Source organism: Vibrio sp. 1CM24A (assembly GCF_023161725.1).
In the GTDB taxonomy this organism is placed as follows: Bacteria; Pseudomonadota; Gammaproteobacteria; order Enterobacterales; family Vibrionaceae; genus Vibrio; species Vibrio coralliirubri.
This window is the reverse complement of record NZ_JALNTS010000003.1, coordinates 468,834-493,985: the sequence shown is the minus strand read 5'-3', so window position 1 is coordinate 493,985 and position 25,152 is coordinate 468,834. Positions and strand designations below refer to the sequence as shown.

Here is a 25,152-nt window from a genome sequence, read left to right as displayed (position 1 = left end):
TTAGGTCATATAGGTAGCGAGATTTGAACACCTCACTACCTATTTTATTCGTTAGAGAACGAATTATTTCAGTTCAAACCACTAAGCGGCATTATTGAGTTGAAAATTACCCGTTAGTGCGTTGTAAAACTCGCTGTTATCCAAAATACCCACCAATTGGTTGTCTTCAACCAGAAGAATTGGGTGGTTACTGATCTGCTTGAGCTTAATCGCATCACGCATGCCAATTTCCGGACTTGCCACGACCACACTCGACGCGCTGATCGCGGTTAGGTCGTCAGATTCGCTCCACTCGACAAGCGCCAAAGTAGATTCACCTTTTACTGATAAAGCACCTTCATTCTGTTCAATCCAGAGATCTTTAGAATCGCAGATCTTCCAGCTTTCATTCTCTTGCGTCAGTGAATCAAGAGGCTGCATCAAAGAGCGACCTTTAAGCACATTCAATGGATTGGTGTGAGCAACGAAGTCTTTTACGTATTCTGTTTTTGGCGTCAATACGATCTCTTCAGGCTTACCGTGTTGAATCAGCTTTCCTGACTCCATGATCGCGATGTTGTTACCAATCTTCAGTGCTTCATCTAGGTCGTGACTCACGAACAGAATCGTTTTGTTGAGTTTATTTTGCAGCGTGATCAGTTCATCTTGTAGTTGAGCACGAATCAATGGGTCAAGCGCCGAGAACGGTTCATCCATCAATAGAATGTCAGTATCCATTGCAAACGCACGCGCCAAACCAACACGCTGCTGCATACCGCCAGAAAGCTCATGAGGGAATTTAGTTTCCCATTCCGCTAGACCAACCATTTCCAATTGTTCACGCGCTTTTGCACGACGAACATCTTTTGCTACTCCCTGCATCTCAAGACCAAACGCCACGTTGTCTAATACGTTAAGCCATGGCATCAAAGCAAACTTTTGGAAAACCATGGATACGCGGTGAGTACGAAGGTGACGCAGAGTCGCTTCATCACACTGTGCTAAATCGACTTGTTGGTCACCGTCTTTGATTGTCAGTGAACCACGGCTGATCTCATTCAAGCCGTTAACTGCGCGAAGCAAAGATGATTTACCAGAACCAGACAAACCCATCAATACACAGATCTCGCCTTCTTCAACCGTCAGCGACACATTGTCTACGCCGACAACTTGACCAGTTTCATCGATGATCTCTTGGCGAGTTTTACCCTGGTCGAGTAGTTCCAGCGCTTGATTGGCTTTGTTACCAAACACAACGTCAAGGTTTTTAATGGTAATCGCGTCCATTGCCTTTTGTTCCTGAGAGATAGACATGATTAAGCTTCCTTCTGGTTTGGTGTTTTGCACAAGCGGTCAAGGATGATTGCGACTAAAACAATCGCTAATCCGGCTTCAAAACCTTGTGAGATGTTCACTGTGTTCAATGCACGAACAACAGGTTTACCAAGCCCGTCAGCACCAACAAGAGCGGCGATAACCACCATCGAAAGCGACAACATAATACATTGGGTGACACCCGCCATGATGCTTGGCAGAGCCGCAGGTAATTCAACTTTGAGCAGTAACTTCATGCGACTTGCACCAAAGGCTTTACCCGCTTCAATTAACTCTTCAGGGACTTTCGTTACCCCTAAGTAGGTCAAACGAATCGGTGCAGCTATCGCGAAAATAATGGTCGAGATTAAGCCAGGCACGATGCCCAAGCCGAATAGAACCAGAGTTGGAATCAAATACACAAACGTCGGAACGGTCTGCATTAAATCGAGAATTGGGCGCAACATCGTATAGAGCCAAGGACGGTGAGCAGCCATGATGCCAACCGGTACGCCAATTAATACGGAAATCGTTGTCGCCGCAAAGACGAGAACAAAGGTTTCCAGCATTTCTTGCCAGTAGCCGAGGTTAAGAATAGTCAGCAGTGCCGCGACCACAAAGATCACTAGCGAAGGTTTACGGTGTAAGTACCATGCAATCGCAGCAGTAATCACGATTGGCAGTGCAGGCGGCATCCACTTAAATACATCGACTAAAAACATAATGACGGTTTCTAGAAAAATCGAAATAGCGTCAAAGAATCCTGCTGCATTGATTGTTAGCCAATCAACACCCGCTTCCATCCATTGTCCGACAGGGATTTTGTTTTCCGTAATAAAATTCACAATATTGCCTTTTATTATGGGTGGGCTACTTCAAACCAATCGATAAATTGGCAAGCCCACCTTTATTATTTATGTAGCTGTTGAGATAGGTAGAGCTAAGCTTTTACTTGCTTTAGGTATTCAGTAACGGCTTGAGTCGCTGATTCACCTTTATGCGTTTTTACGTTGTCTAACCAAGCTTCAACTTGTTGAGGGTTGTTGTTCAACCATTGTTGAGCCGCTTTTTCTGGCTTCACTTTTTGGTTAAGAATCTCTTCCATTAACTGGTTTTCCATCTCAAGAGTGAATTCTAGGTTTTGTAGAAGTTGACCGACGTTTGCACACTCAGACAGGTAGTTTGAACGAACGTTGGTGTAAACATTCGCGCCACCGTAGTTAGGGCCGAAGAAGTCGTCACCGCCTGAAAGGTATTCCATCTCAACATTGCTGTTCATCGGGTGCGGAGCCCAACCAAGGTAAACAATCCATTGGCTACGACGTGCTGCACGAGATACTTGAGACACCATGCCCGCTTCACTTGATTCCACTAGGCTGAAATCTTTCAAGCCAAACGCGTCAGAATCAATCATTGATTGGATTAGGCGGTTACCGTCGTTACCCGGCTCGATGCCGTAGATGCGGTCTTTAAATTTGTCGGCATATTTTGCTAGGTCTGCGAAACTTTTCACGCCAGAGTCGTACACGTATTTTGGTACGGCTAGCGTGTATTTTGCGCCTTCAAGGTTGGCACGAACGGTTTCAACCGTGCCCTCTTCACGGTACTTAGCAATATCGGCTTCCATGGTTGGCATCCAGTTGCCTAGGAATACGTCAATATCGCCGTTCGCCATTGAAGAGTATGCCACCGGTACTGAAAGTAGGTCGGTTTTGGTTTTGTAACCAAGGCCTTTTAATAGTTCAGAAGTAACGGCAGTTGTTGCGGTAATGTCAGTCCAGCCTACATCAGCGAAGCGGACGTTTTCACATTGCTGTGGTTCAATAGAAGCGTTAGCACCAAATGCAAATGAACTGATGGCTAATGTTGCGAGCGCCTTGGTTTTTAACGCATTGCTTGCTAAAGGCTTTTTTGTAGCGGTTTGTTTATGTTGAGTCGTCATAATGATTCCTTTTTATCTTTCCTTTTTCTGCCCTAACTCATACTAATCAGGGCAGTTTTGCTGACTTTTGACTAATTTTGGTTATTACTTTTATTATTTTTATCTCAATAACAGAGGCTTACGCTTCTCTTACTGGTTTATTAATTCTTTGCTTCTCTTGCCATTCAGGTGCAATCCACACTGGAACGTCCTGCGCTTTGAGCATTGGCTTACCTAAAATCAAATCGGAAGCACGCTCAGCAACCATAATGGTCGGGGCGTTCAAATTACCGTTTGGAATGGTTGGGAAAACCGATGAGTCGACAACACGTAAATTATCGACACCGCGAACGCGACACTCTTCATCAAGCACTGCCATTGGATCATCATCAGCGCCCATTTTGCAGCCACATGAAGGGTGGTACGCACTTTCCACGTTCTGCTTAACCCATTCGTCGATTGCTTCATCAGAAGTAACACTTAGACCCGGCTGAATCTCTTCGCCTCGGTACACATCCATCGCAGGTTGCGACAAAATCTCACGTGTCAGACGAATACAATCGCGCCAATCTTGGCGGTCTTGCTCAGTCGAGATGTAGTTGAAAATGATCTCTGGCTTGGCATGCGGATCAGCAGAAGTGATCGCAACCGTACCGCGACTTTCTGGCTTATTAGGCCCAACGTGTACTTGGAAACCGTGACCATCAAAGGCGGCTTGCCCGTCGTAACGCATCGCTGCTGGCAGGAAGTGATATTGAATGTTTGGCCACTTCAATCCTTTGCGAGAGCGAATGAACGCGCACGATTCAAAATGGTTAGTGGCACCAAGGCCTTTACGAGTCAGAATCCATTCCGCACCAATCATGCCCTTGCTGACTAAGCCAAGCTTGCTGTTGAGCGTGATCGGTTCGTTACAGTGATATTGGAAGTAAACTTCTAGGTGGTCTTGAAGGTTTTCACCGACACCACTTAGTTCGTGTTTCAGCTCAACGCCAGCCTTTTCAAGCACGGCTTTCGGGCCGATACCAGAAAGCTGAAGCAGTTGAACAGAACCGATAGAACCCGCAGAAGAGATCACTTCTTTATTTGCCACTGCCACTTGGGTATTGCCTGACTTTTCAAACTCGACACCAACCGCTTTCAAGCCCGATTGACCATTTGAGTCTTGTGCTTCAAGTAGGAAACGACGCGCCACGATGCCTTTCTTTAAGGTTAGGTTTGAACGCTTCAATGCTCGACGTAGATAAGCGTTAGAGGTTGAGGCTCTAACACCCTTGTCTACCGTCATATGCATAGTGCCGAAGCCTTCTTGCTGGTAGCCGTTGTAGTCCTGTGTTTCTGGGTAACCGGCGTCTTTACCTGCATCGATGAACGCTTGGTAAAGCGGGTTAAGCTCCATATCGTTACCGTTACAAGTGCCGACAGGGCCATTGTCGCCACGGTATTCATCACCGCCTTTGTTCCATGATTCAGCACGGCGGAAATAAGGCAAGCATGCTTGGTAGTTCCAACCCGCAGCGCCCTCTTCTTCCCATTGGTCAAAATCACACGCGTGACCACGAACATAAACCATGCCGTTGATCGATGAGCTGCCGCCTAACACTTTGCCACGTGGGCAGTGCAGTTCGCGTCCATCAAGACCCGGCTCTTGCTCTGTTTCAAATTGCCAAGCGTACTTTTCAGTATTCATTGGGTAAGAAAGTGCGGTTGGCATCTGAATAAAAATACTCTTATCCGTACCACCAGCTTCCAGTAATAAAACGCTATGTTCACCGCTTTCCGTTAGCCTATCCGCTAACACACAGCCGGCCGAACCCGCGCCGACGATAATATAATCGTAGCGTTGTTCCATGTTTTGATTTCCCTGAGATGAGTCAGTAGGGCTAGCTCTGTTAAGCTAACCCATAAAATTGAATGTTACGCGTTAGGCATAAGGGCTGGCGTAGTCGCCAAGTTCAATAAGAATGCTCTTAGTCTGCGTATAGTGAAGTAGAGTTTCTGGTCCATTTTCACGGCCAACACCCGAAAGCTTGTAACCACCAACCGGCATTTCTGCTGGTGAGTCGCCCCACGTGTTCACCCAACAAATACCTGCCTGCATTTGATGAATAACACGGTGCGCACGAGAAAGGTTTTGCGTGAACACACCAGCCGCAAGGCCGTATTTGGTGTCGTTTGCACGGCGGATCACATCGTCTTCGTCGGTAAACTTCAACACTGACATCACAGGGCCGAAGATCTCTTGCTGAACGTGAGGCATGTTGTCTTCGCAATCCACAAACACGGTTGGGATAACAAAGTTGCCGTTTTCGAGGCCGTTATCTGTCACTTGATAGCCGCCCGTCAGCAAGGTTGCACCCGACTGCTTAGCTAGCTCAATTGCTTCAAGGACTTTTGAAAGGTGTTCTTTAGAAATCAACGCGCCGATCTGAGTCTCCATATCCATTGGGTTACCAATGATCAGCTTCTCAGTGCGAGTCTTAAGTTGGTCGATGAATGCGTTGTAGATGTTTTCATGTACATAAACACGAGTACCGTTAGTACACACTTCGCCTTGGGTGTAGAAGTTGGCAACCATCGAAGCGGAAACCGCATCATCCAATTTCGCATCATCAAACACGAGCATTGGTGACTTGCCGCCAAGTTCCATGGTGACTGATTTCAGCGTCTTAGCGCTATCCGACATTACCGCTTTACCGGTACCGGTTTCGCCCGTGAACGACACTTTCGCGATGTCTGGGTGCGCCGTTAGCATCTGACCAACACGGTAATCGCCCTGAACCACGTTGAACACGCCATCAGGAAGACCAGCTTCGGTAAAGATCTCAGCAAGCTTGAGCGCTGTAAGCGGCGTTTCTTCTGAAGGTTTGAAAATCATCGCGTTACCCGCGGCCAATGCCGGAGCTGACTTCCACATCGCGATTTGGATAGGGTAGTTCCACGCACCAATGCCCGCACAGATACCTAGCGGTTCACGGCGAGTGTAGAAAAATTGAGATTCGCTCAGCGGCTGTTGGTCACCTTGTAGCGTTGGAGCCAAGCCAGCAAAGTATTCAATAACATCAGCGCCAGACGCCACGTCCACTTCAATTGCTTCTTGCAACGGCTTGCCCGTATCAACAACCTCAAGATTTGCAAGGTCATAATTTCGAGCTCTAAGTATTTCCACTGCCTTCAAAAGAATACGGCTGCGTTCCACAGCGGTCATTGCAGACCATACCGCAAACCCGCGTTTCGCAGATTCAATAGCATTGTCGACGTCTGCTGAAGATGCTTGGCCTAGAGTCGCGATAGGTTCACCGTTGGCAGGGTTAATGCTATCAAAGGTTTCACCAGAGGTTGCTTTAACCGCTGCGCCATCGATGTATAACGAGTTCATTTCCATTTGAGATTCTGACTTAATTATTGTTATTAGACTCTACTGGTCTATATGTGAGTATTGGGTGTAAATAGTGGTCGTTCTAGCTCTTGCTCTAGGTCTAGCGCTGCCACTGCGATCTATTGGCTGTGACACGAGTAGAACGTAAGTTGTTTATCTAGATAATCATTGATGATGGCACGCGCCTTTTGAGCATCGATACCATCTGGGTTTAGTGTGCCTCTCAGCCACAAACCATCAATCAGAGACGCAATCCCGTGAGCAACGAGATCCGCTTGTTCATGATTCAAAATACCTTTCAACTCAAGACGTAAGTGCGAAATCAAACGTTTTTCATTCACACGCTGCAGTCTTTTCAGCTGCTCGTCATGCATTGAATATGACCAAAATGCCAACCACGCCTTCGCGACCTTATTTTCTGCTTGGTAACCTTCGAAGTTACCATCGATGATCGCGTTTATTCTCTGTTGGTGAGCATCAACAGGAAGCGCTTTTAGTGAAGTCGTGATGGTATTGGAAAGTTGGCGAAGGATTTCACGCATGGTCTCCTCGAGCAGCCCATGCTTCCCGCCAAAATAGTGATTAATAATGCCAGTGGAGACTCCCGCTTCTTTGCTGATCAACGCAATACTCGCGGCATGCAAACCCACTCGATCAATCACCGTCATGGTGGCTTGAACAAGCTGTGGTTTACGTATATCAGGCATCCCAACCTTCGGCATTTCTCAGTCCTTTTATTTTATATTGAACGTTCAGTTAAATATAAAATGACAGAAATTTAGTTAGGGTTCAAATGATTATTTAAAACAAACTCGTAACAATACAGCATTCAAAACAACAAAAATCATTATAAAACAATAAATTAAATATCATTTAGAGCACTAACGAAAACAATTAAAGATTTGAGGTGTGATAGTTATTGGTCAAATGTTTTTGCTTGTTCTGAACAAACTTCAACCGCTTATCTTCTGTGCCGAAACAGGGCGAGACACAGCGAATAGGCATCGTTATTTGTGTATTGGGAGGGAAAGTCGATGATGCGATTGATGAAGACTAAAAATGAAAATCAGTTATAACGAGAGCACCATAAACGAGTTCGGTGCTCTCATTTTTATCGCCAATATTGAGATAATAAAGCGTGGTTGGTTCAACTAAAAAGCCAAGTGGTAACTATTGCTCGATTGATCCAGTGAAATTACCCAACTTTGCTCTTGTTCACTGCTGCTCATCGGCACCCAACGAGCGTAGATTTGATCCCAGTTCCCATTCACTTCTAATTCCACCACATCGATTTGAGTTGGGTATACCGTTGTGATTCTAGACAATGGGTCAGCGACAACATCACCGTTACTCATCACAAATGCCGACTCGGAATACAAGTGCAGCGCTCCCGGAGTGGTTCCCGTGTAATCCATCGACAAACTGATCTTCTCACCGACATCAAACGAAAACCCTGCTTGTGCAACAATCTCCGAAGTGTCGGTTATCGCTGCAACGGCTGGCTGAGCAGGAGAAGCGGGCGTCTGAACCGGTGTTGGCGTGGCCGATGGTGTCTGAGCTGGCGCAGCACTTGAGCTTCCCCCACCACCTCCGCCGCCACAGGCTGCGACTAACAAAGGCAGAGAACTGATGGTGAATAGTTTGATTGTATAATTCATGGTGCTCTCCTACTCGTCCGTCGCTGAAATAACTTTATTGGTGGTCGATGCCTTGTACCACTCGCCATCTGTCTCACCACTACTGGTTACCCATGTAGGGAACGACGTATAAGCTTCACTGATGTCTATGTACTCAACAGGGTGGTCCCATTCGTCACGGATGTTAAGCACCCAAGGCATGTTGTTGCTAGTCTTAAACGATTCAGAACCCGAAGAGCGGTCATCGTGACTATTGAATAAGGCATTATTCATGTCACTGGTGCCAGAAAACGCTTTGAGGTGAGTTTGCCATGTCATGCCCGGTGGCGTTCCAACAAAGTCACCGTGGTACATATCTTCAGCCGCAAAAATGAATGAGTCATAAGGTGGATAGCCGATATCATCACGCGATACTGGAGACGTAAACTCGACGTACAATTGATAGTTGAGAGCATCAGCATTTTGCTGTTCAGAGCATGCGCTTTGTGTTCGGTAGAAGACACAGCTTTCGGTGAATTCACCTAGGTTTTCTAGCTCCACTCTCAGATCTTCAGACACCATCAGAATCGTTTCGCTGCTCCCCTCTTTGAGAATGGTATGGCCAACGGCAACACCATTTCGAGTCAACGTTGTAGATGCCACGTTAGCAGGCAGAACGTTCGGCAGTTTCAATGCATAGCCATTGGAGTAACCAGCCCCCATCGCCTGAAGTGTGTAATCTATGGTTAAGTTTTTAAGCTCTCGCTGTCCATTGAGCTGCTCAGTCACTCGGTAACGCCACACCACATCATTGAAATCATAATCCCCTTTCAAGGGCCAATTATCTTCAAATGCGATCGTTGCGTAGCTGTTCGAGCTTGGGTAGACCGACGTGACTGTCACATCCTCATTATTCTCTTGCACAAGCACTTCGTATTTGGAATCTGTCGTGCCATCTTCATTGACTCCATCAACAGCCGCAAATGGCGTCACTTCAACAGTGAAGATCAAATCATTAAAGTCGTTGTCTCCGGTCGGGCGATAAATATCCTCAAAGCCAAGTACTAGGAACTCATTTTCTGTATCGAGGAAGGCAACATTGTGTCTTCGATATTCAGCGGTCGCCTCTGGGTTGAGCGATGGGTAGCTGTAAAAAGGTGTTCCCCAACCGCCAAGCCACGGGATATTGTTATAAGAACCCTCCCAACCCCAACCATTGGAGATAATGAAGAAAGCCAATGTTTGGCCAGCGGTAAGTTGGACACTTAGATCAATCGTGTCGCCTTCCTGCATCTCACCAACACTAGCAACGGACGTATTGGGAAACACAATCACATGCGCATTAATGTCATCTTTGGTCGCCGGTGGGTTGTTAGTGTCAAACACAAAATAACCGAGGGAATTTCGATAACCCGCCCCTTCATTCAAGAACGTGATTTTCGCCGTTGCGTACTCAGCACCGTTCAACTCGTCGTCAATATCGATGCTCGAATAACGCTCGGGCGCAATAAACGCACTGTTCACCGTACTGCCTTCAGGGAGCATCGAATAGACATTAGTTAAGACATCTTGTGGGAGTGAATCGGCTATCGAGTAGGTATTGTTGGGTTTACCTTTTGCAGAATAGTTTGACGCATCTGCTCCAGATTCAAAGGTAAGATCTGCAGTTGTCAGCGCCATCGCAAAACACGGCATTAAACAACTGGGCAGTATGACTGAATTCCAATTTCTCATTATGTCCCCTCTTTCAACTAGCCATAAACGTGTAGAGAGGAATCAAGCAAGTATAGTGCCGAAAAATAAAACTATATTTAACAGAAGGTTATGATTATAGAGTTGAATTTTCTCATTTTGAGAATGAAGTTGACGTGAATCGAGGACGTCTAAAGTCACCGCGAAAAATCTCAGTCAAGCAGACACAAAAAGATTGGCGACAACAGCGTCATCACCAACCTTCTCAGTCGTTTCTAATGTTATTGCAAGCCTAAGCTACTCAATGCGAGTGATGAAGTCGTATTTATCTGAGTCGGCCTTTGTCACCCAGTGTTCGCCAGAAGCCGGAGCAGAATCTAAAGTGAATATATAGAAGTCGATTCCTGTATCTCCCATGACCTTTTTAAAGTAGGTCGCTTGCTTGCGATGGCTTTCGTTCGTGTATGGGAAATCTTTGGCTGTTTTATCATCCTCAGCCCAACTGTGCACACCAACCTGTTTATTAAGCTCAATGGCTTTAGTGGTATCTGCTCGTTGCAAAACTCGTGGGTTACCCGCAGCGAAAAGATCCGTGCCGCCAGAGAACACCGAACCCGTAGGTGTTACGATCGTCGTCATGTTGTTACTGTGGATCATGCGCCCGGTGTACATATTGATATCATCGTCAGCGCTGCCACCGATATGGTTGGTAAACTTCAATGTCATCTCGCTGCCTTGATACAATTTCACGATATCAAAAAGCTGAGAATAGGTTGATGCACCCAGAGTCGACCGAATTCGATCAACAGCGCCAGTCTCGTTGAGCACATCACGGTAAAAAGCTTTGAAAGCAAACGATGTAGTGATGGTTACCTTGTTGCCACTCTTAGTTCTACTCAGAATGGTAGACCCAAGGCTAGTCACGTATTGAACCAGTTCATTGTGATACTCAAGCTCGACGGGTTTATGAGTATTCGTTGTCGTGTTAACTAACGTGGTGTCATTGCCAATTGAGCGTTGAGCAACACCACAATCAAATGAATCAAAAAACTTACCCTCACTGTAAATCGCACAATCGTCAGCCCCTGCATCAGGGAGGTACAGATCCACACTTTGACCTAAACTATCCGCAAGCCTAACCACTTTTTGCTTATCACTAATATCTTCCGCAAACAGAACGGTTTCATACTGCACACCGTTGTAATCAAGTTTTATGGCTTCTTGAACCTCTTGTCGCTCTTTATACAACTCACCCAGTTTCGCTGATGAAAATACGTAATCCGCTTGAGGTTTTACTTGCGCTTTAGTCGCCGCTTTACCTGAATTAGAGCTTGAGTTACAACCCGCTAACAGAATCAAAGGTAACGCCAGTAATGCATTTCTATAGTCGTTCATACAGTTATTCCCAAAATATTTGATGGGAAAATTCTATTATTTAAAGATCAAAACATCTGTCGTGCGAATGTATGAGAATGTATATCGTTTTGAACATTGTTTTTTATTTTCACACAAATCCAAAAACATCATTGAACTAGCGTGCAAAGTGTTTAATCATTCATGTCAGGTATTTTACGTAAGGCCTGTAAATTGGGTATGCCACAATAATTAGATACTCAAAAAGGCTCCTTCACGTAATCTCAATAAATGAAACACACGATAAGGCTGAGAATGGAATGACAAAACCTAAAATGATCATCGTAGAAGACGATTTGAAACTTCAGCGAATGCTAAAGGATTACTTTGTTACGCAGGACTTTGATGTTTCCACACTCGATGATGGCAGTGATGCCGCGCAAACCATCCTTGCCGAACAGCCTGATATCGTGTTGTTGGATTTAATGCTCCCTGTAACCGATGGACTGACAATATGCCGACAGACGCGCACCCTCTTTAAAGGTAAGATTTTAATGCTCACCGCCAGCGATGATGATTTCGACCACGTTGCAGGCTTAGAGACAGGCGCTGATGACTATGTCACCAAGCCAATCAAACCAAGAGTTCTGCTGGCCAGAGTTCGTTCACTATTACGCCGCCAAGACACCAATACAGCTTCAGTCGATGACTCAGACAACCTTCAGTTTGATCAACTGGTTCTGAAAAACACCTATAAGAAGTGTGAACTTTCAGGTGCCGTTTTATCACTAACTGACAGCGAATTTGACCTGTTGTGGTTATTAGCGAGTAACCCTGATACTCCGCTATCACGTGACTATTTGACACAAACGCTACGTGGTATTGAGTACGACGGAATCGATCGAACGATTGATAATAAAATAGTGCGCCTAAGAAAGATTCTTGGCGACGACCACACACCAGCAGAGAAAATTCAGACCATTCGCGGGAAGGGTTACTTATTTGTTTCGACCGCCTGGCGTTAACCTCGCTCAATACGAGCGTAATAAAAGAGAGCGATTATGCGACGTATCTTTTTGGAGTCCTTAATAGGGCTGTTAGTTTGCTTTATGGCCGGCCTTGTCGCCTACGAGATTAGCGTCTATCAGCTCAATACCGACTACGAATACGTACTGGAAGATTACGAAGCGGCTGCCCACCAGCAATTGATCGAGAATATCGCTAAGAACCAAGGTCTTGAAGCGGCTCATCAAGCGATAAACCAGTTTGTAGAAACCACACGAAATAAATTGGTTACATTCAGCCCTGACGATGAAATACCTGGTCCCGTTTCAGAGTTCTTCAGCACTAACCCGAATACCTTTGTTTTTCACGATGATGAACGTGACCTATGGTTTCGCTTAGCAAGCAGTGACAATACCTATCATTACCTCCCCAACAGTGAAGCGTTCGTTAGGCAAAAAATAGAGTTGGAGGATGACCTCATTTGGTTGTTCTTTTTAGCGAGCTTTATCTTATATGGGTTATGTCATCTATTTATTATCTTCCGCCGAGTTAAAAAGCTTGAGGCTGCCACTCTGCGTTTTGCTGAAGGGGACCTCTCGACACGAGCCGAGACTTCAAGTGGCATTGCGATTGGTTCACTGAACAAATCCTTCAATCTAATGGCCGATCGAATTCATCGCTTAGTAGAAAGTAATCGCTCACTCACTAATGCTGTCGCTCATGAACTGCGCACGCCAATATTCCGTATTCAATGGCAAGCTGAAATGTTGAAAGACACCCAGCTAAGCGCAGAGCAAGAGAGCACGATTGAGAGTATTGTCGAAGACACAGAAGAAATGGAAAAGATGGTCGATGAACTATTGTATTACGCCAAACTCGATAGCACTGACCTAGAAAACCTACAACAACCATTAGAGATTCGAGACTTTCTCGACCACGCAATGACGCGTTGGAATAAAGACACTCAGCTCAGAATCGACCTATCACTGCCAGAGCAACCTAGCTCGATAATGGCGGATGAAACGCTACTCAACCGAGCACTAGATAACCTAGTACGTAACGCAATGAAATTCGCACGTTCGCAGGTGTCGATTGAAGCAAGCGTGCATCAAGATAAGCTACATATCGCGGTACATGATGATGGTGATGGCGTGGCAAAGGAGCATCAAGCTCGCCTGTTTGAACCGTTTTACGTTGGCGACAAAGCGCGTAACAAAGCCAAGAGCGGCCATGGTTTAGGGCTTTCTATCGTCGAAAAGATCTGTGCTCAACATAGCGCGACTGTGGAGGTTGGTCAGAGCCAAACCTTAAAGGGGGCGGTATTCACCATAACCATTCAGCTATGTAATGATTCAGCTGACAAACCCATACAGTAACTACAAAACACCTCTGGAATAATGTCCAACATCGGTCGGGAGATACTGTCTCCCATGAACCTATTAAATCTAAATTCCAATCTTTCTTAAGGTGTTTGTATGAAAAAGTTATTAGTTGTTTTAGGCATTGTTTCTCTAGCGGGTTGTTCTGGTATTAGCCACAACGAAGAAGTTTACACAGCGCACGCGGAAAGCTTCAACATTGTCGGTTTCCAAGTTCCAGGTAACACTCAAGACCGCGCAATGGAATTAGTACCGGAAGGCGCAACGGTTGATACGATTCGTTCAACAAACTCTGATACGAGCTCTGTTCTGGGTATCATCAACCGTATTATCGGTATCGACTACGTTCAAGTTGGTGGTAAAAAGCAGTAATTCGCTATAGTGACGTTAGCCACGTACCATAATTAAGTGTCGCCGTTACCTACCTATATTCAGTAGCCTGTACAAACTAAGTTAACCTAAGCCAGTGACCCGTCGCTGGCTTTTTTCATCCAGCAGATTTTGTGCTCTGTGCCAAACAAGTGCCCGATTTCCCTTCCCTCTTTTAACTAACAATTCGAAAAATAAGCCGAAAATTCTTCGGTTTCTTATCAAAATTGCACCTAAATTCGCTAAATGCCCTTCTGCTTAAAGTGACACTTTCAAATCGTTGATCCTTCTATCAACCCAGAATCCGTTAATTGAGGCACAGATCAATTTCCTCGAAAATCTTAATTTCCAATAGAAATTAACACTTAATAAAAGTGTCACAATTTTATAAATAAAACATATGGGTGCGTTCAAAAATAAACAGAAACGATAACTATCTGTAAATACGAGAAATATAAGTTTCATGAATAAAAGAGATCATTGCCATGCTACTAATTAATCAGATCGAATGATGTAAATTCACTGTGATTAATTTGTTACGTTTTCTAGGATTTTACATGGAAAGAGAAAACAACAATGAAAATAAGAAAGCGTTTAGTTGCCGTTGCTATAGCCAGTGCTATGTCTTTGTCAGTGCATGCAAGTGAATCCGTTCAAATCGATCAGCCGATCAACTTTACTAACTTCTCTGGGTTAAACGCTCAGTTAGGTGTAAGTAATGCTTCTAGCTTCAAGATGGTCAAAGAAGTAAACCTCAAAAAGCGTGGTATCTATAAAGTTAAGATCCAACAGAACATCTGGGGTACCCCTGTATGGGGGCACTACCTAAATGCCACCCAAAGTGTCCAAGGTGGCGCACTTAAGTCCGTTCAAGGTCGCTACCTTAAAACAACGACCTTAGAACGATCTTTTGTTAAGCCATCAATCAACAGCGCTCAAGCGGTTGAACTCGCAAGTAAAGATCTAAAGACTCAAGGCTTAACCAGCAAATCTCTAGACAACGTTCAACATCAGCTATTTATCTATCAAGGCTCTGTAAAGCAAGACATCGGACAACAAAGCGTAGATAAAACACGACTAGTGTACGTTGTCTCTTACCTAGTAGAAGGCAGTGAACAGCCGACTCGACCGTTCACCATGCTAGACGCGCACACAGGCGAAGTCATCGACCGCTGGGAAGGTATTGCCCATGCTCAGATCGGCACTGGCCCTGGCGGCAACGAAAAAACAGGCATGTACGAATACGGCACCGACTACCACTACCTTGATGTTCAAGAAGTGGGCACAGAGTGTGTGATGGAGTCTGAAAATGTCGTTACCGTTAACCTGAATGGTGCGACCGACGGCGACACCACTTACAGCTATGAATGTCCTCGTAACGAATATAAAGCCGTGAACGGTGCATTCTCACCACTCAACGATGCTCATTACTTCGGTAACATCGTGTTCGACATGTATAAAAACTGGTTCGACACAGCACCACTCTCCTTCAAGCTCATGATGCGTGTTCACTACGGTGAAAACTACGAGAATGCATTTTGGGACGGCAGAGCCATGACCTTTGGTGATGGTGAAAGCTTCTTTTACCCGCTTGTTAGCCTAGATGTATCAGCCCATGAAGTGAGCCACGGTTTCACTGAGCAAAACTCAGGTTTGATATACGCAAACCAATCAGGCGGTATGAACGAAGCCTTTTCTGACATGGCAGGTGAGGCCGCTGAATACTACATGAAAGGCACCAACGACTGGATGGTCGGACGCAATATCTTCAAAGGCGAAGGCGCTCTACGTTACATGGACGATCCATCACGCGATGGCTCTTCAATCAACAATGCATCCGAGTACTACGATGGCTTAAACGTGCACTACAGCTCTGGCGTATTCAACAAGGCGTTCTACCATCTTGCAACCACACAAGGTTGGGACACCAAAAAAGCGTTCGAACTGTTCGTGCTGGCCAACCAGATCTACTGGTCTGAAAACAGTGACTTTTGGCAGGGTGCTTGTGGTGTGAAAAACTCTGCAACCGACCTTGGCTACAGTGCCGATGATGTTGTTTCTGCGTTCAACTTAGTGGGCGTGTCACCGTGTGGCGAGCCGCCACTTCCACCAGAACCGGAATACCAACGCCTTGAAAACGGTGTTGAAGCCGCAGTTGCTGGTGAAACAGGTTCGAAAACTTACTTTGATATCGAAGTACCAGCTGGCCAAGAGAAGCTGACGATTGATCTTGCTGTGTCTACGGGTGACCCAGATATTTATGTCGGCCTAGATTATGCGCCAAGCTCTCAAGAGAATATCTGTAAGAGCGAAACCGTGACCGATGAAGTGTGTGTAATTGAAAACCCAACCGCAGGTCGTTACACCGTTAACGTTTTAGGTTACTCAGATTACGCAGGTGCAAACCTAACAGCATCGTACGAATCTGGCAGCGCTAACGTGCCACCCGTCTCTTCTTTCGAACACACCATTGACGGCAAAGAAGTCGAGCTACGCAGCACAAGTTCAGACAGCGATGGTCAAATCGTCTCTTACCAATGGAACCTAGGCGATGGCAACACGCAAACAGGTGAAGTGACTCGTTATACCTACGCTGAAGCTGGCGACTACGTGGTAACGCTAACCGTGACTGACGATGCAGGCGTTACAACATCAACCAGCAAGTCGATCACGATTGAAGGTGACTCAGCGGAAGGCTTCCCACTAAAACTGAAATTTGGTAACAAAAACCCGAAAGGCAAGGCGCGCGTTAAGCTGGCATGGGATTACGATACCAACGACTACTTCGTGATTAAGCGCAATGGCAAGAATGTTGGTGCAACAGACTTCAATTCATACGTCGACAAGTTCCGTCATAACGGCACAGTAGATGTGGAGTACCAAGTGTGTACCTCAAGCGATATCTGTTCAGAAACCAAGCATTATCGTTTCATTAAAACTCAATAATCGAAAGTAGATTCAGGGCTCCTTATGGGAGCCCTTTTCGCTATTGAGCTATTTGGCTTATGAGCTAATGAGCGAATGAAACGCCTACATGAAAAACCCACGCATTACACAAAAATCAAACCCATCAACACAACAATATTCACCATAAAAAGGACGACAAATGGCTATTCAAAAAAGCATGCTAGCTTTGGCTGTACTCGGGGGATCTTTAACCCTAATCAATAGCACTTCGGCTTACGCATCCCTAGGCATCACACCACCAGCGAACCAAGAGGTTTGGATCACCACCGATGCGGACGCGCAGCATATAATGACTCAGCATGGCGCAACGGTTTACCCAGGCGTGACAGGAAACAAGCATTCCATCATCGCGAAAATCAACCAGAAAGAGCTCGCTAAACTATCCAGCCACATGCACGAAGAAACCCACCGCTGCGGTGGCTATATGGTGCATGAAGATAAGGCAAGCGCACTCAAAGCCGCAGCGATGCCACTGACAATGAGCAGCTTCGAAAAGCCGGTGATCAGCCATCAAGACACAGTGAACGACCTACTCGCTCAGGTCGAGCCAAACAACATGGTCACGACCATTGAAAATCTAACCAACTTCACCAACCGTTTTTATACTACTTCTACTGGTGTCGCTGCTTCAGATTGGCTTTTAGAACGTTGGGAAACAGAAATTAAAGATGTGCCGTATGCGTCGGCACGCCAGATCACGCATGCTGAGTATCCGCAAAAATCTGTTGAAGTGACACTGCTTGGCGCTAAATATCCTGAAGAGATCGTCGTTGTTGGCGGACACCTTGATTCGACCGTTGGATCTTGGACAAGCGAAGGCACCATCTCACCGGGCGCCGATGATGATGCTTCGGGCATTGCAACGGTAACAGAGTCGCTTCGCCTGATGATAGCCAGCGGTATTCAGCCAGACAAAACCATTAAGTTCTATGGTTATGCGGCGGAAGAAGTAGGGCTGCGCGGCTCACAAGATGTCGCCAACGCATTACGAGACGAGCAAGCAAACGTTGTATCGGTACTGCAATTAGACATGACCAACTACAACGGTTCAGCGCACGATATCACCTTCATCACGGACTACACCGACAGCAACCTCACCGCCTACTTAAGCGAGCTGATCGACACTTACGCGAGCGACATCAGTTACGGTTTTGATGATTGCGGCTATGCCTGTTCTGATCACGCCTCTTGGCACAATGTTGGCTACCCAGCAGCCATGCCATTCGAGAGCATGTTCAATGATTACAACCCAAGTATCCATACAGAGCACGACACGCTTGAGAACTCCGATCCAACGGCGACACACGCGACCAAGTTCGCCAAACTGGCCATTGCTTATCTTGTCGAAACCAGCCTTGATTCACCGGTTGCAGGCCCTAAAGAGCTGCAAAATGACGTCCCCGTTGAAGGACTTACTGCAGGATATGGTGAAGAGCAATTTTTCACATTTACGACGGAAAGTGCAGGTCAGTTAACCGTAACCTTGACCGGCCCTCGTAGTGGCGATGCCGACCTTTACGTGAAACACAACGGCACCGTATCGAAAGCAAACTACGACTGCCGTCCATACCAGAACAGCAGCAACGAACAGTGTGTGTTAGACATGCCTGCGGGTGAATTCAGCATCATGGTGCGCGGTTACCGTAACTTTAGCGATGTCACTATCGTCGCTAACTTCGTTCCTGATTGGCTGTAAGGTTGGTTAATTGACTAACAATTAAGCCAAGCAAACACGGTAAAAACTAAAAATCCGCAAGCCCACGATCATAAACAGATTGGAGCTTGCAGATTTTTTATTGTCTTCGGAGAGCATCTCAACTTAATGATCTTCAATTATCATCAAGCCGTCTTTTTCATTACCTTGCCACAAATGTACTCACCAATCGGCATTGCCGAAGTCGCTGCAGGCGATGGCGCGTTACATACATGTAAGCTTCTTGGGCTTTCGGCAAACAGGAAATCATGGACCAAGGTGCCATCTTTCAACACCGCTTGAGCACGAATTCCAGCAGGATAAGGCTTAAAATCATCAACCGTAATACTCGGGCAATATTTGTTCACTAGCTTTAGATATCCCGGCTTCCACCACGAGTTTTTAAACTCGACCAAACCGGTTTTCAGGTGATTCGCAGTCACCTTCCAAAAACCCGCAAAGCTCAGCATCTGCCAAGTGTCTTTGAAGCTAAAGTTAAGCTTGCCATAACCTTCTCGCTTCCAACCTTGAACCGCATTTGGCCCTACCGTCACCGAGCCATCAATCATACGTGTTAAATGCACGCCCAAGAATGGCAGTTCAGGGTCAGGGATCGGGTAGATAAGATGATTCACCACTTGGTTGTGTTTGGCGTCCAACCGATAATACTCACCGCGATAAGGCACGATTTGGAAGTCGGTTTCGATGTCTAACATCTTGGTCATTCTATCGGCCATCAAGCCAGAACACGTGATCAAGAATCGGCTATTGAGTTGAAGAGTCTGACCATCGACTTTGCACGTCAACTGCACCTCATCTTCCTGCTCATCGGCCATGATCACTTCCGTACCAAGGCTAAGCTTGCCACCCGCCTCAACAAACTCTTGAGCCATCACTTCGGTGACTTTTTTGTAGTCGACGATACTGGTGGTTTTGACATAAATCGCACCCAAACCCGTGATGTTTGGCTCGGCAAGTTTGAGCTGCGCTTGATCCAACAGATCGACATCAATGTCGTTATCGTGGCAACGCTGATAGAGCGCGTTCATGCGCTCGACTTCTTGCTCATTGGTCGCGACCAACAACTTGCCACAGTTTTCGACGGGGATATCGTGTTGACTACAAAAGGCTACGGTGCGCTCGACGCCACGCTTACAAAAATCGGCCTTTAAACTGCCCGGAGCATAGTAAACGCCAGCGTGAATCACACCACTGTTATGGCCTGTTTGGTGCTGCGCAAAGCCACGTTCCTTCTCGACTAAAAGGATACTTTTATCAGGGTGAGCTTGCTGTAATTGCCATGCCGTCGACACGCCAACAATGCCGCCACCAACGATAATATAGTCGTATATTGAGTTCATAATATTCCTACATTCAATCCTTTTAATTATAGGGAAGACGCGACAGTGTCAGACTCGGTTTGAGGCAAAGATACTTGCTCGTCTTCCGATTCCTTTTTCACTTGGTTGATGTCGTATTTACGACCGCTGTAGATGAAGATGCTCACAAATAGAGCCACACAAACCAAGCGAATCACAATTGACACATCAGGCCAAACCAAAGCGACACCCAGTGCAATCAACACGACTCGAAGAGCGAGATTGATTTCACTTTCTAAGTAACCTTCAATCGCTGCTATAAACGCATACGTACCGATAATAGCAAAGCCCCCCGTAACCAAAACGGAGGTCACATCCCAACTTACCAAGTTGGTGTAAGCAATCAGCAATGGCACCAAATACAAGCCTTTGGCTATTTTCCATGCCATTAAACCGGTTCTCATCGGTGGGGTTTTCGCAATGGTCGCAGCTGCAAATGCAGTTAAACAAACAGGTGGCGTCACGTTGCTGTCTTGCGATAGCCAGAAAATAATCAAGTGGGCAGAAAGCAGTGCAAGGCTGATCGCTTCCAAGCCCAGACTTTGCTCAAGCAGGGTTTCCACAAAATCAGCAGGGACTAACGCAATCATCTCTTTGGCTGTTTCAAGTGCCATTGGCGCGTTCAGCAAATCAAGCTTATCTGGCGCAGCCAACATGAAGATAGCTTTCGCCTGTTCAGGCAACTGTCCCGAAACCAACAGGTCGAGCAACTGACTTTCAGCAATCAGTTTATACAAAGCTGGTGCAGACAGAGTACCCAACACAATATAAGCCGCGGTTACTGGTAAGCCCATACCCAGAATCAAAGACGCCAGTGCAATCAAGGCAATCATGACTAGCAAGTCGCCATTCGCCCAGCTGTTGATCATCAACGAGAAGGTGTTACCAATCCCCGTCGTGCTGATCACGTTGATAACGAGGCCAATGCCGACCAACAATACCGCCGTGGTCGCCATGTTTTTCGCACCTTGAGACAGTGCTTCGATGATCGCCTTTGGACCCATTTTGTGATTTTTAGAGAACCATGAGGCCACCACAACAGACAGGATCGAGATACCCGCTGCGTAAGTCGGCGTGAAACCCTTCACCAACAGAGTCACCAGCACCGCTAACGGGATCAGGTTATGCCAACCCGACAGCAATACTTTCAATAGAGGTTCACAGCCAGAAGTCACCTTTTGCACACCACTGCGTTTTGCTTCGATGCGCACGAAGAATGCCACAGACAAAAAGTAGATAAGCGCCGGTAAGAAGGAAACAGCAATAATGTCGACATAAGGGATCTGCGTGTATGATGCCATGATAAACGCACCCGCACCCATCACTGGTGGCATCAACTGCCCGCCCGTCGACGCAGCCGCTTCAACCCCCGCAGCAAAGCGCGAAGGGAAGCCCGCCTTTTGCATCAAAGGAATACTGATCACGCCCGTCGATACGGTGTTTGCTACGCTCGAACCAGACACTGAGCCCATCAAGCCAGAGCCTATTACCGCGATGAAGCCGGGGCCACCTATCACTTTGCCTGCCGCTGCGCGAGACACATCAATGATGTAATCACCAACACCCGAACGCACTAAGAAAGCGCCAAATAGGATGAACATGAACACGAACGTCCAACTGATTCTAGAAATAGAACCGAACATCCCTTCCGATGAGTAAAAGCTTCGATAAAGCAGTGTTTCAAGGCTCAAACCTGGGAAGTGGAAGATGCCGCTAGTCCATTGCCCCCACAGCACCACATAGCTCAAACACACCAAAATAAGCACCGGAATAAACCAACCCATGGTGCGACGAATCAGCTCAATAACGATAGCTATCGCCAATATAGAGAAGAACCAATCACTGGCGACAAACTTCACGCCTCGCTCATACAAGGCATCTTCTGCAAAGGGGATATAGATAAGACAAGCCAGAGCCGCCAAGGCGATCCCGATGTCCACTGCCAAAGCAATTTTGCTTCTTTTCAATGAGATATGTGCCGGATACCAAAGCGCACAAATGATCGCAAAGCCCGCGAAGTGAGTCGCAGAGATCCAAAGCTCTGGCAAGGTCGATAAGGTATTAAACCAAATGTGTAGTAGAGAGAGTATCACTCCCATTGTTGTTATCGCTTTGCCGACCCACGGAAAATCCGTTCGGGTCGGCAGTTCAAATTTTTTCAGTTCCTGCTGCAGCGAATCGCTCATAGAAAACTCCTGCTCTCCACAGCAAACGCGCAGAGAAAATCCATAAAGTGAGGTGGTGCACGAACACATTCTTGAGCGAGCGTGCACCAAGCAATTAAGTCACGAAGGGGTTAGTTGATGGCAAACAGCTAGTTGACGATCAACTCAGAAGGGATATCGATGCCCACTTCTTGGTAGTAACGTGCTGCGCCCGGGTGAAGCGGAACAGGCAGACCTGCGATCCCTTTCTCGAGTGCCATTGCTTTAGTTGCTTTGTGGATACCTTGTAGGAAAGGTAGGTTTTCATAGATCGCTTTGGTGAGCTCATACACATCTTCTTCAGAGATGTCTTCACGAACGGCTAGGAAGTTAGGTTGTGCGATAGTCGTGATCGGCTTATCAACACCTGGGTAAGTGTTGGCTGGGATCTCATACTTGGTCCAGATATTGTAATCACCGTTCGCTTGTTTGATCTGTGCATCAGTAAACGACAGGATTTGAATGTCTTCACCCAAGGCTGCAAATGCTTGAGTTACTGCGCCAACAGGCACGCCAGCAGGCGTATTCATGCCATCAATCGTGCCATTCTGTAGTGCGCTGGCACTGCCGCCGTAACCCATAAAGGCAAGTTTAAATTGTTCTGGGTTCACCGACAGGCCTTGCATGATCTGGCGTCCTGAATTTTCTGTACCTGAGTTCTTCTTACCGATAGAGAATTTTTTGCCATTTAGATTTTCTAAATCACTCATGGTGCCCGTTTCTGTCAGATCAGAGCGCACAATAAAGTGTTCAACGTTTTGCCATAGCATTGAGACTGAACGCAGTTGTTTTTGACTGCCTGACTTCTCATATGGACCAAGCCCTTGCCACGCCCATGCACCATACAGACCTTGTAGAATGGCAAACTGTGCCTCGTTCTCATTGAGAAGTTTCACGTTCTCGCCCGATCCTGCAGAACTGATCGCCGCCAAAGAAAAGTGCTGCTTTGGCGCAAGCTTAACTTTGCTCAATGTCGCTAAAGCCACACCCACTGGATAGTAAGTACCGCCCGTTGAAGCCGTCGCTAAAATGTAGCTGCGATCTTCTTGAGCTGAGGCGTTACTGATAAGGCCAATAGAGGCCATTGCGATTGCTAAAGTTTTAACTAGCTTGTTGTATTTCATTGTTACTCTCCATGTAGAGTTATTCACGTTATATTTTTGTTAACAACAATTGCTAGATAGCAAGCGCAATGCCAATCTTTAACCATTTGTTTTAATTAAACTTTATTTTAACAACCACTTAAAGTGAGCTATTTCTTGCTTATTTAGTCGCTATTGGATGAGCTGTTTTTTGCTTATCCGAAGCAAGCTTTAACATCTATTTAAAGGTAGCTGAGTCACACTGCGTCATATTTATGTGATCAATATTTATAAAGTAACAAATATGAGGTGAGCCATTTTTTGCTCATTGATTTAGACAGTTCCTCTCATCTCGTCATCACTTACGAATCGACATAATCGCTTCGGTTCAACGCATAGCGCACCATTTTTTGATTCAATGTTCGTCGGGGTAAATCCAAGTCTAGCATCACATCATTGATGCGCCCTTGATAACGCACTAGCGCATCGTGAATGACCTTCCTTTCAAAGCTTTGTACCTGAACCGCCAATGGAATGCCTGCCGTTGTGGACTCTGTGACAGAGTTAGGTCGACACGCTAAAATATCGCCAACAGTCAGGCTTTCATCCAAGGCAAAACGAATCGCCACGTTACGCAATTCACGCACATTGCCCGGCCACGCATAAGACAACAAGGCATAGCGATCAGCCTCACTGGCTATTCGTGTTTCGGGATTGGCTTCCTGGGTGAAGTGTTCAAACAAAAGTAAGGCGTCTTCTTCACGCTCATTGAGTGGAGGTAAATGCAGCTGTGCAACGTTCAAACGATAGAAAAGATCTTGGCGAAAGTCGGGGTGATTCAGTAGATCGCTTTTCGAGGCAGACACAACTCGCAGGTCGACGTTTTGTTGCTGATTACCGCCGACGCGTTCAACGATATTATCTTGCAGACTACGCAGCACTTTGACTTGCATCGACAGCGGCATGCTTTCAATTTCATCAAGGAACACGGTGCCTTTGTCAGCAAACTCAAGCTTACCAATACGCCTCTTAGCAGCGCCAGTAAATGCCCCAGCTTCGTGACCAAACAGCTCGCTTTCGAACAAGTTTTCAGGAATCGCACCACAGTTGAGCGGCACAAACGGATGGGTTTTACGTTGGCTGAATTCATGTAAGCAAGAGGCGACTAGCTCCTTACCACAGCCGGTTTCACCATAGATAATCACGTTGGTGTCTATTGAAGCCACTTTCTGGATTTGTTCTCGCAGTTCACACATCACTTTACTGCGACCGATCAGCACCTGTTCAATGCCTTTCAAATTATCTAGATAGCTTTGGCGACTGATTCTGTCTTGGCCACTTTGATGTTTGTCGACCGCTTCAGATACCGTTTGAGACAAACGCTCTGGATCGAATGGCTTCTCAATGAAGTCATAGGCACCTTGCTGTAAGGCCTTGACGGCCATGTCTACATCGCCATGCCCAGTAATCAAAATAACAGGCACCTCTGGCACAAGACTTTTGAAACGCCCTAGCAGTTCAACACCATCAATATCAGGTAAACGAACATCAGTGATAATGGTTTGAAAATCGCCCTGCTCTACGGCGTTTAACGCATCTTGTCCTAATTCAAATGCGGTGACATCGAAGCCCGCCAGCTGCAACCATTGGCTGGTTGCTTGACGCACAATCGCGTCATCTTCAATTAAAGCAATACGCTGCATAGTTTGGTTCCGCCACTCTACATCTGATTAATATCGTCCACGGTATGTAAAAAAACCGCAGACGAAAAGGAGCTAGCTCCCACTTTGAATAACACTCCTTTAACAGTTTTATAATGT

The 25,152-nt window shown here is 46.2% G+C and carries 18 protein-coding genes; 5 read left to right on the top strand and 13 right to left on the bottom strand.

Annotated features, from left to right (window positions below; translation table 11 throughout):
• Positions 1–81: 81 nt before the first annotated feature.
• The 9 genes from choV to MSG38_RS09705 all read right to left on the bottom strand — a co-directional run bounded on the left by choV (position 82) and on the right by MSG38_RS09705 (position 11,296).
• On the bottom strand, positions 82–1,293 hold the full coding sequence (gene choV, locus MSG38_RS09745; protein WP_050645956.1) for a choline ABC transporter ATP-binding protein: 1,212 nt from the start codon (positions 1,291–1,293) through the stop codon (positions 82–84).
• A 2-nt stretch (positions 1,294–1,295) separates the two neighbouring features.
• Positions 1,296–2,138 carry a choline ABC transporter permease subunit gene (gene choW / locus MSG38_RS09740; RefSeq protein ID WP_019824535.1) on the bottom strand — a complete coding sequence of 281 codons (843 nt, stop codon included), beginning with the start codon at positions 2,136–2,138 and terminating at the stop codon, positions 1,296–1,298.
• A gap of 95 nt (positions 2,139–2,233) precedes the next feature.
• Positions 2,234–3,235, bottom strand: coding sequence for a choline ABC transporter substrate-binding protein (locus MSG38_RS09735; RefSeq protein WP_248401712.1), 1,002 nt, complete (start codon positions 3,233–3,235; stop codon positions 2,234–2,236).
• Between the two features lie 118 nt (positions 3,236–3,353).
• A complete protein-coding gene (gene betA / locus MSG38_RS09730) occupies positions 3,354–5,066 on the bottom strand; it encodes a choline dehydrogenase (RefSeq protein WP_248401711.1) in 1,713 nt (570 codons plus the stop codon).
• Between the two features lie 72 nt (positions 5,067–5,138).
• Positions 5,139–6,599, bottom strand: a complete 1,461-nt coding sequence (gene betB / locus MSG38_RS09725) for a betaine-aldehyde dehydrogenase (RefSeq protein WP_248401710.1) — start codon at positions 6,597–6,599, stop codon at positions 5,139–5,141.
• 113 nt (positions 6,600–6,712) lie between these two features.
• A complete protein-coding gene (gene betI / locus MSG38_RS09720) occupies positions 6,713–7,315 on the bottom strand; it encodes a transcriptional regulator BetI (RefSeq protein WP_017078460.1) in 603 nt (200 codons plus the stop codon).
• A gap of 429 nt (positions 7,316–7,744) precedes the next feature.
• Positions 7,745–8,251 (bottom strand): hypothetical protein, encoded by a 507-nt coding sequence (locus MSG38_RS09715; RefSeq protein ID WP_048614283.1) that lies wholly within the window; start codon positions 8,249–8,251, stop codon positions 7,745–7,747.
• A 9-nt stretch (positions 8,252–8,260) separates the two neighbouring features.
• On the bottom strand, positions 8,261–9,943 hold the full coding sequence (locus MSG38_RS09710) for an LruC domain-containing protein (RefSeq protein ID WP_248401709.1): 1,683 nt from the start codon (positions 9,941–9,943) through the stop codon (positions 8,261–8,263).
• A gap of 255 nt (positions 9,944–10,198) precedes the next feature.
• Positions 10,199–11,296 carry an alpha/beta hydrolase gene (locus tag MSG38_RS09705; protein WP_248401708.1) on the bottom strand — a complete coding sequence of 366 codons (1,098 nt, stop codon included), beginning with the start codon at positions 11,294–11,296 and terminating at the stop codon, positions 10,199–10,201.
• A gap of 278 nt (positions 11,297–11,574) precedes the next feature.
• On the opposite strand from MSG38_RS09705, the gene MSG38_RS09700 reads away from it, so the two are divergent.
• From MSG38_RS09700 to MSG38_RS09680, 5 genes are all read left to right on the top strand, one after another.
• Positions 11,575–12,279: a response regulator transcription factor gene (locus tag MSG38_RS09700; protein WP_065677243.1), complete on the top strand. Its 705-nt coding sequence runs from the start codon at positions 11,575–11,577 to the stop codon at positions 12,277–12,279.
• Positions 12,280–12,315: 36 nt separating this feature from the next.
• On the top strand, positions 12,316–13,635 hold the full coding sequence (locus MSG38_RS09695) for an ATP-binding protein (RefSeq protein WP_248401707.1): 1,320 nt from the start codon (positions 12,316–12,318) through the stop codon (positions 13,633–13,635).
• Positions 13,636–13,734: 99 nt separating this feature from the next.
• On the top strand, positions 13,735–14,010 hold the full coding sequence (locus MSG38_RS09690) for a hypothetical protein (RefSeq protein ID WP_017065177.1): 276 nt from the start codon (positions 13,735–13,737) through the stop codon (positions 14,008–14,010).
• 573 nt (positions 14,011–14,583) lie between these two features.
• Positions 14,584–16,953, top strand: a complete 2,370-nt coding sequence (locus MSG38_RS09685) for a M4 family metallopeptidase (protein WP_248401706.1) — start codon at positions 14,584–14,586, stop codon at positions 16,951–16,953.
• A 160-nt stretch (positions 16,954–17,113) separates the two neighbouring features.
• The gene (locus tag MSG38_RS09680) at positions 17,114–18,670 is read left to right on the top strand and encodes a M28 family metallopeptidase (protein ID WP_248401705.1); all 1,557 of its coding nucleotides are present in this window, start codon (positions 17,114–17,116) and stop codon (positions 18,668–18,670) included.
• 143 nt (positions 18,671–18,813) lie between these two features.
• Here MSG38_RS09680 and lhgO read toward each other — a convergent pair whose 3' ends face one another.
• From lhgO to MSG38_RS09660, 4 genes are all read right to left on the bottom strand, one after another.
• Positions 18,814–20,028 (bottom strand): L-2-hydroxyglutarate oxidase, encoded by a 1,215-nt coding sequence (gene lhgO / locus MSG38_RS09675; protein ID WP_048614266.1) that lies wholly within the window; start codon positions 20,026–20,028, stop codon positions 18,814–18,816.
• A gap of 26 nt (positions 20,029–20,054) precedes the next feature.
• A complete protein-coding gene (locus MSG38_RS09670; RefSeq protein WP_050653067.1) occupies positions 20,055–22,232 on the bottom strand; it encodes a TRAP transporter permease in 2,178 nt (725 codons plus the stop codon).
• A gap of 128 nt (positions 22,233–22,360) precedes the next feature.
• Positions 22,361–23,374 carry a TAXI family TRAP transporter solute-binding subunit gene (locus MSG38_RS09665; RefSeq protein ID WP_050620281.1) on the bottom strand — a complete coding sequence of 338 codons (1,014 nt, stop codon included), beginning with the start codon at positions 23,372–23,374 and terminating at the stop codon, positions 22,361–22,363.
• A gap of 320 nt (positions 23,375–23,694) precedes the next feature.
• Entirely contained in the window at positions 23,695–25,035 is a 1,341-nt protein-coding gene (locus MSG38_RS09660; RefSeq protein WP_248401704.1) for a sigma-54 dependent transcriptional regulator, read from the bottom strand.
• Positions 25,036–25,152 lie beyond the last annotated feature (117 nt).

Excerpts from the sequence above, each read along its gene's own strand:
- choV (WP_050645956.1), bottom strand. The coding sequence starts at position 1,293 with ATGTCTATCTCTCAGGAACAAAAGGCAATGGACGCGATTACCATTAAA.
- MSG38_RS09735 (WP_248401712.1), bottom strand. The coding sequence starts at position 3,235 with ATGACGACTCAACATAAACAAACCGCTACAAAAAAGCCTTTAGCAAGC.
- betA (WP_248401711.1), bottom strand. The coding sequence starts at position 5,066 with ATGGAACAACGCTACGATTATATTATCGTCGGCGCGGGTTCGGCCGGC.
- betB (WP_248401710.1), bottom strand. The coding sequence starts at position 6,599 with ATGGAAATGAACTCGTTATACATCGATGGCGCAGCGGTTAAAGCAACC.
- betI (WP_017078460.1), bottom strand. The coding sequence starts at position 7,315 with ATGCCGAAGGTTGGGATGCCTGATATACGTAAACCACAGCTTGTTCAA.
- MSG38_RS09715 (WP_048614283.1), bottom strand. The coding sequence starts at position 8,251 with ATGAATTATACAATCAAACTATTCACCATCAGTTCTCTGCCTTTGTTA.
- MSG38_RS09710 (WP_248401709.1), bottom strand. The coding sequence starts at position 9,943 with ATGAGAAATTGGAATTCAGTCATACTGCCCAGTTGTTTAATGCCGTGT.
- MSG38_RS09705 (WP_248401708.1), bottom strand. The coding sequence starts at position 11,296 with ATGAACGACTATAGAAATGCATTACTGGCGTTACCTTTGATTCTGTTA.
- MSG38_RS09700 (WP_065677243.1), top strand. The coding sequence starts at position 11,575 with ATGACAAAACCTAAAATGATCATCGTAGAAGACGATTTGAAACTTCAG.
- MSG38_RS09695 (WP_248401707.1), top strand. The coding sequence starts at position 12,316 with ATGCGACGTATCTTTTTGGAGTCCTTAATAGGGCTGTTAGTTTGCTTT.
- MSG38_RS09690 (WP_017065177.1), top strand. The coding sequence starts at position 13,735 with ATGAAAAAGTTATTAGTTGTTTTAGGCATTGTTTCTCTAGCGGGTTGT.
- MSG38_RS09685 (WP_248401706.1), top strand. The coding sequence starts at position 14,584 with ATGAAAATAAGAAAGCGTTTAGTTGCCGTTGCTATAGCCAGTGCTATG.
- MSG38_RS09680 (WP_248401705.1), top strand. The coding sequence starts at position 17,114 with ATGGCTATTCAAAAAAGCATGCTAGCTTTGGCTGTACTCGGGGGATCT.
- lhgO (WP_048614266.1), bottom strand. The coding sequence starts at position 20,028 with ATGAACTCAATATACGACTATATTATCGTTGGTGGCGGCATTGTTGGC.
- MSG38_RS09670 (WP_050653067.1), bottom strand. The coding sequence starts at position 22,232 with ATGAGCGATTCGCTGCAGCAGGAACTGAAAAAATTTGAACTGCCGACC.
- MSG38_RS09665 (WP_050620281.1), bottom strand. The coding sequence starts at position 23,374 with ATGAAATACAACAAGCTAGTTAAAACTTTAGCAATCGCAATGGCCTCT.
- MSG38_RS09660 (WP_248401704.1), bottom strand. The coding sequence starts at position 25,035 with ATGCAGCGTATTGCTTTAATTGAAGATGACGCGATTGTGCGTCAAGCA.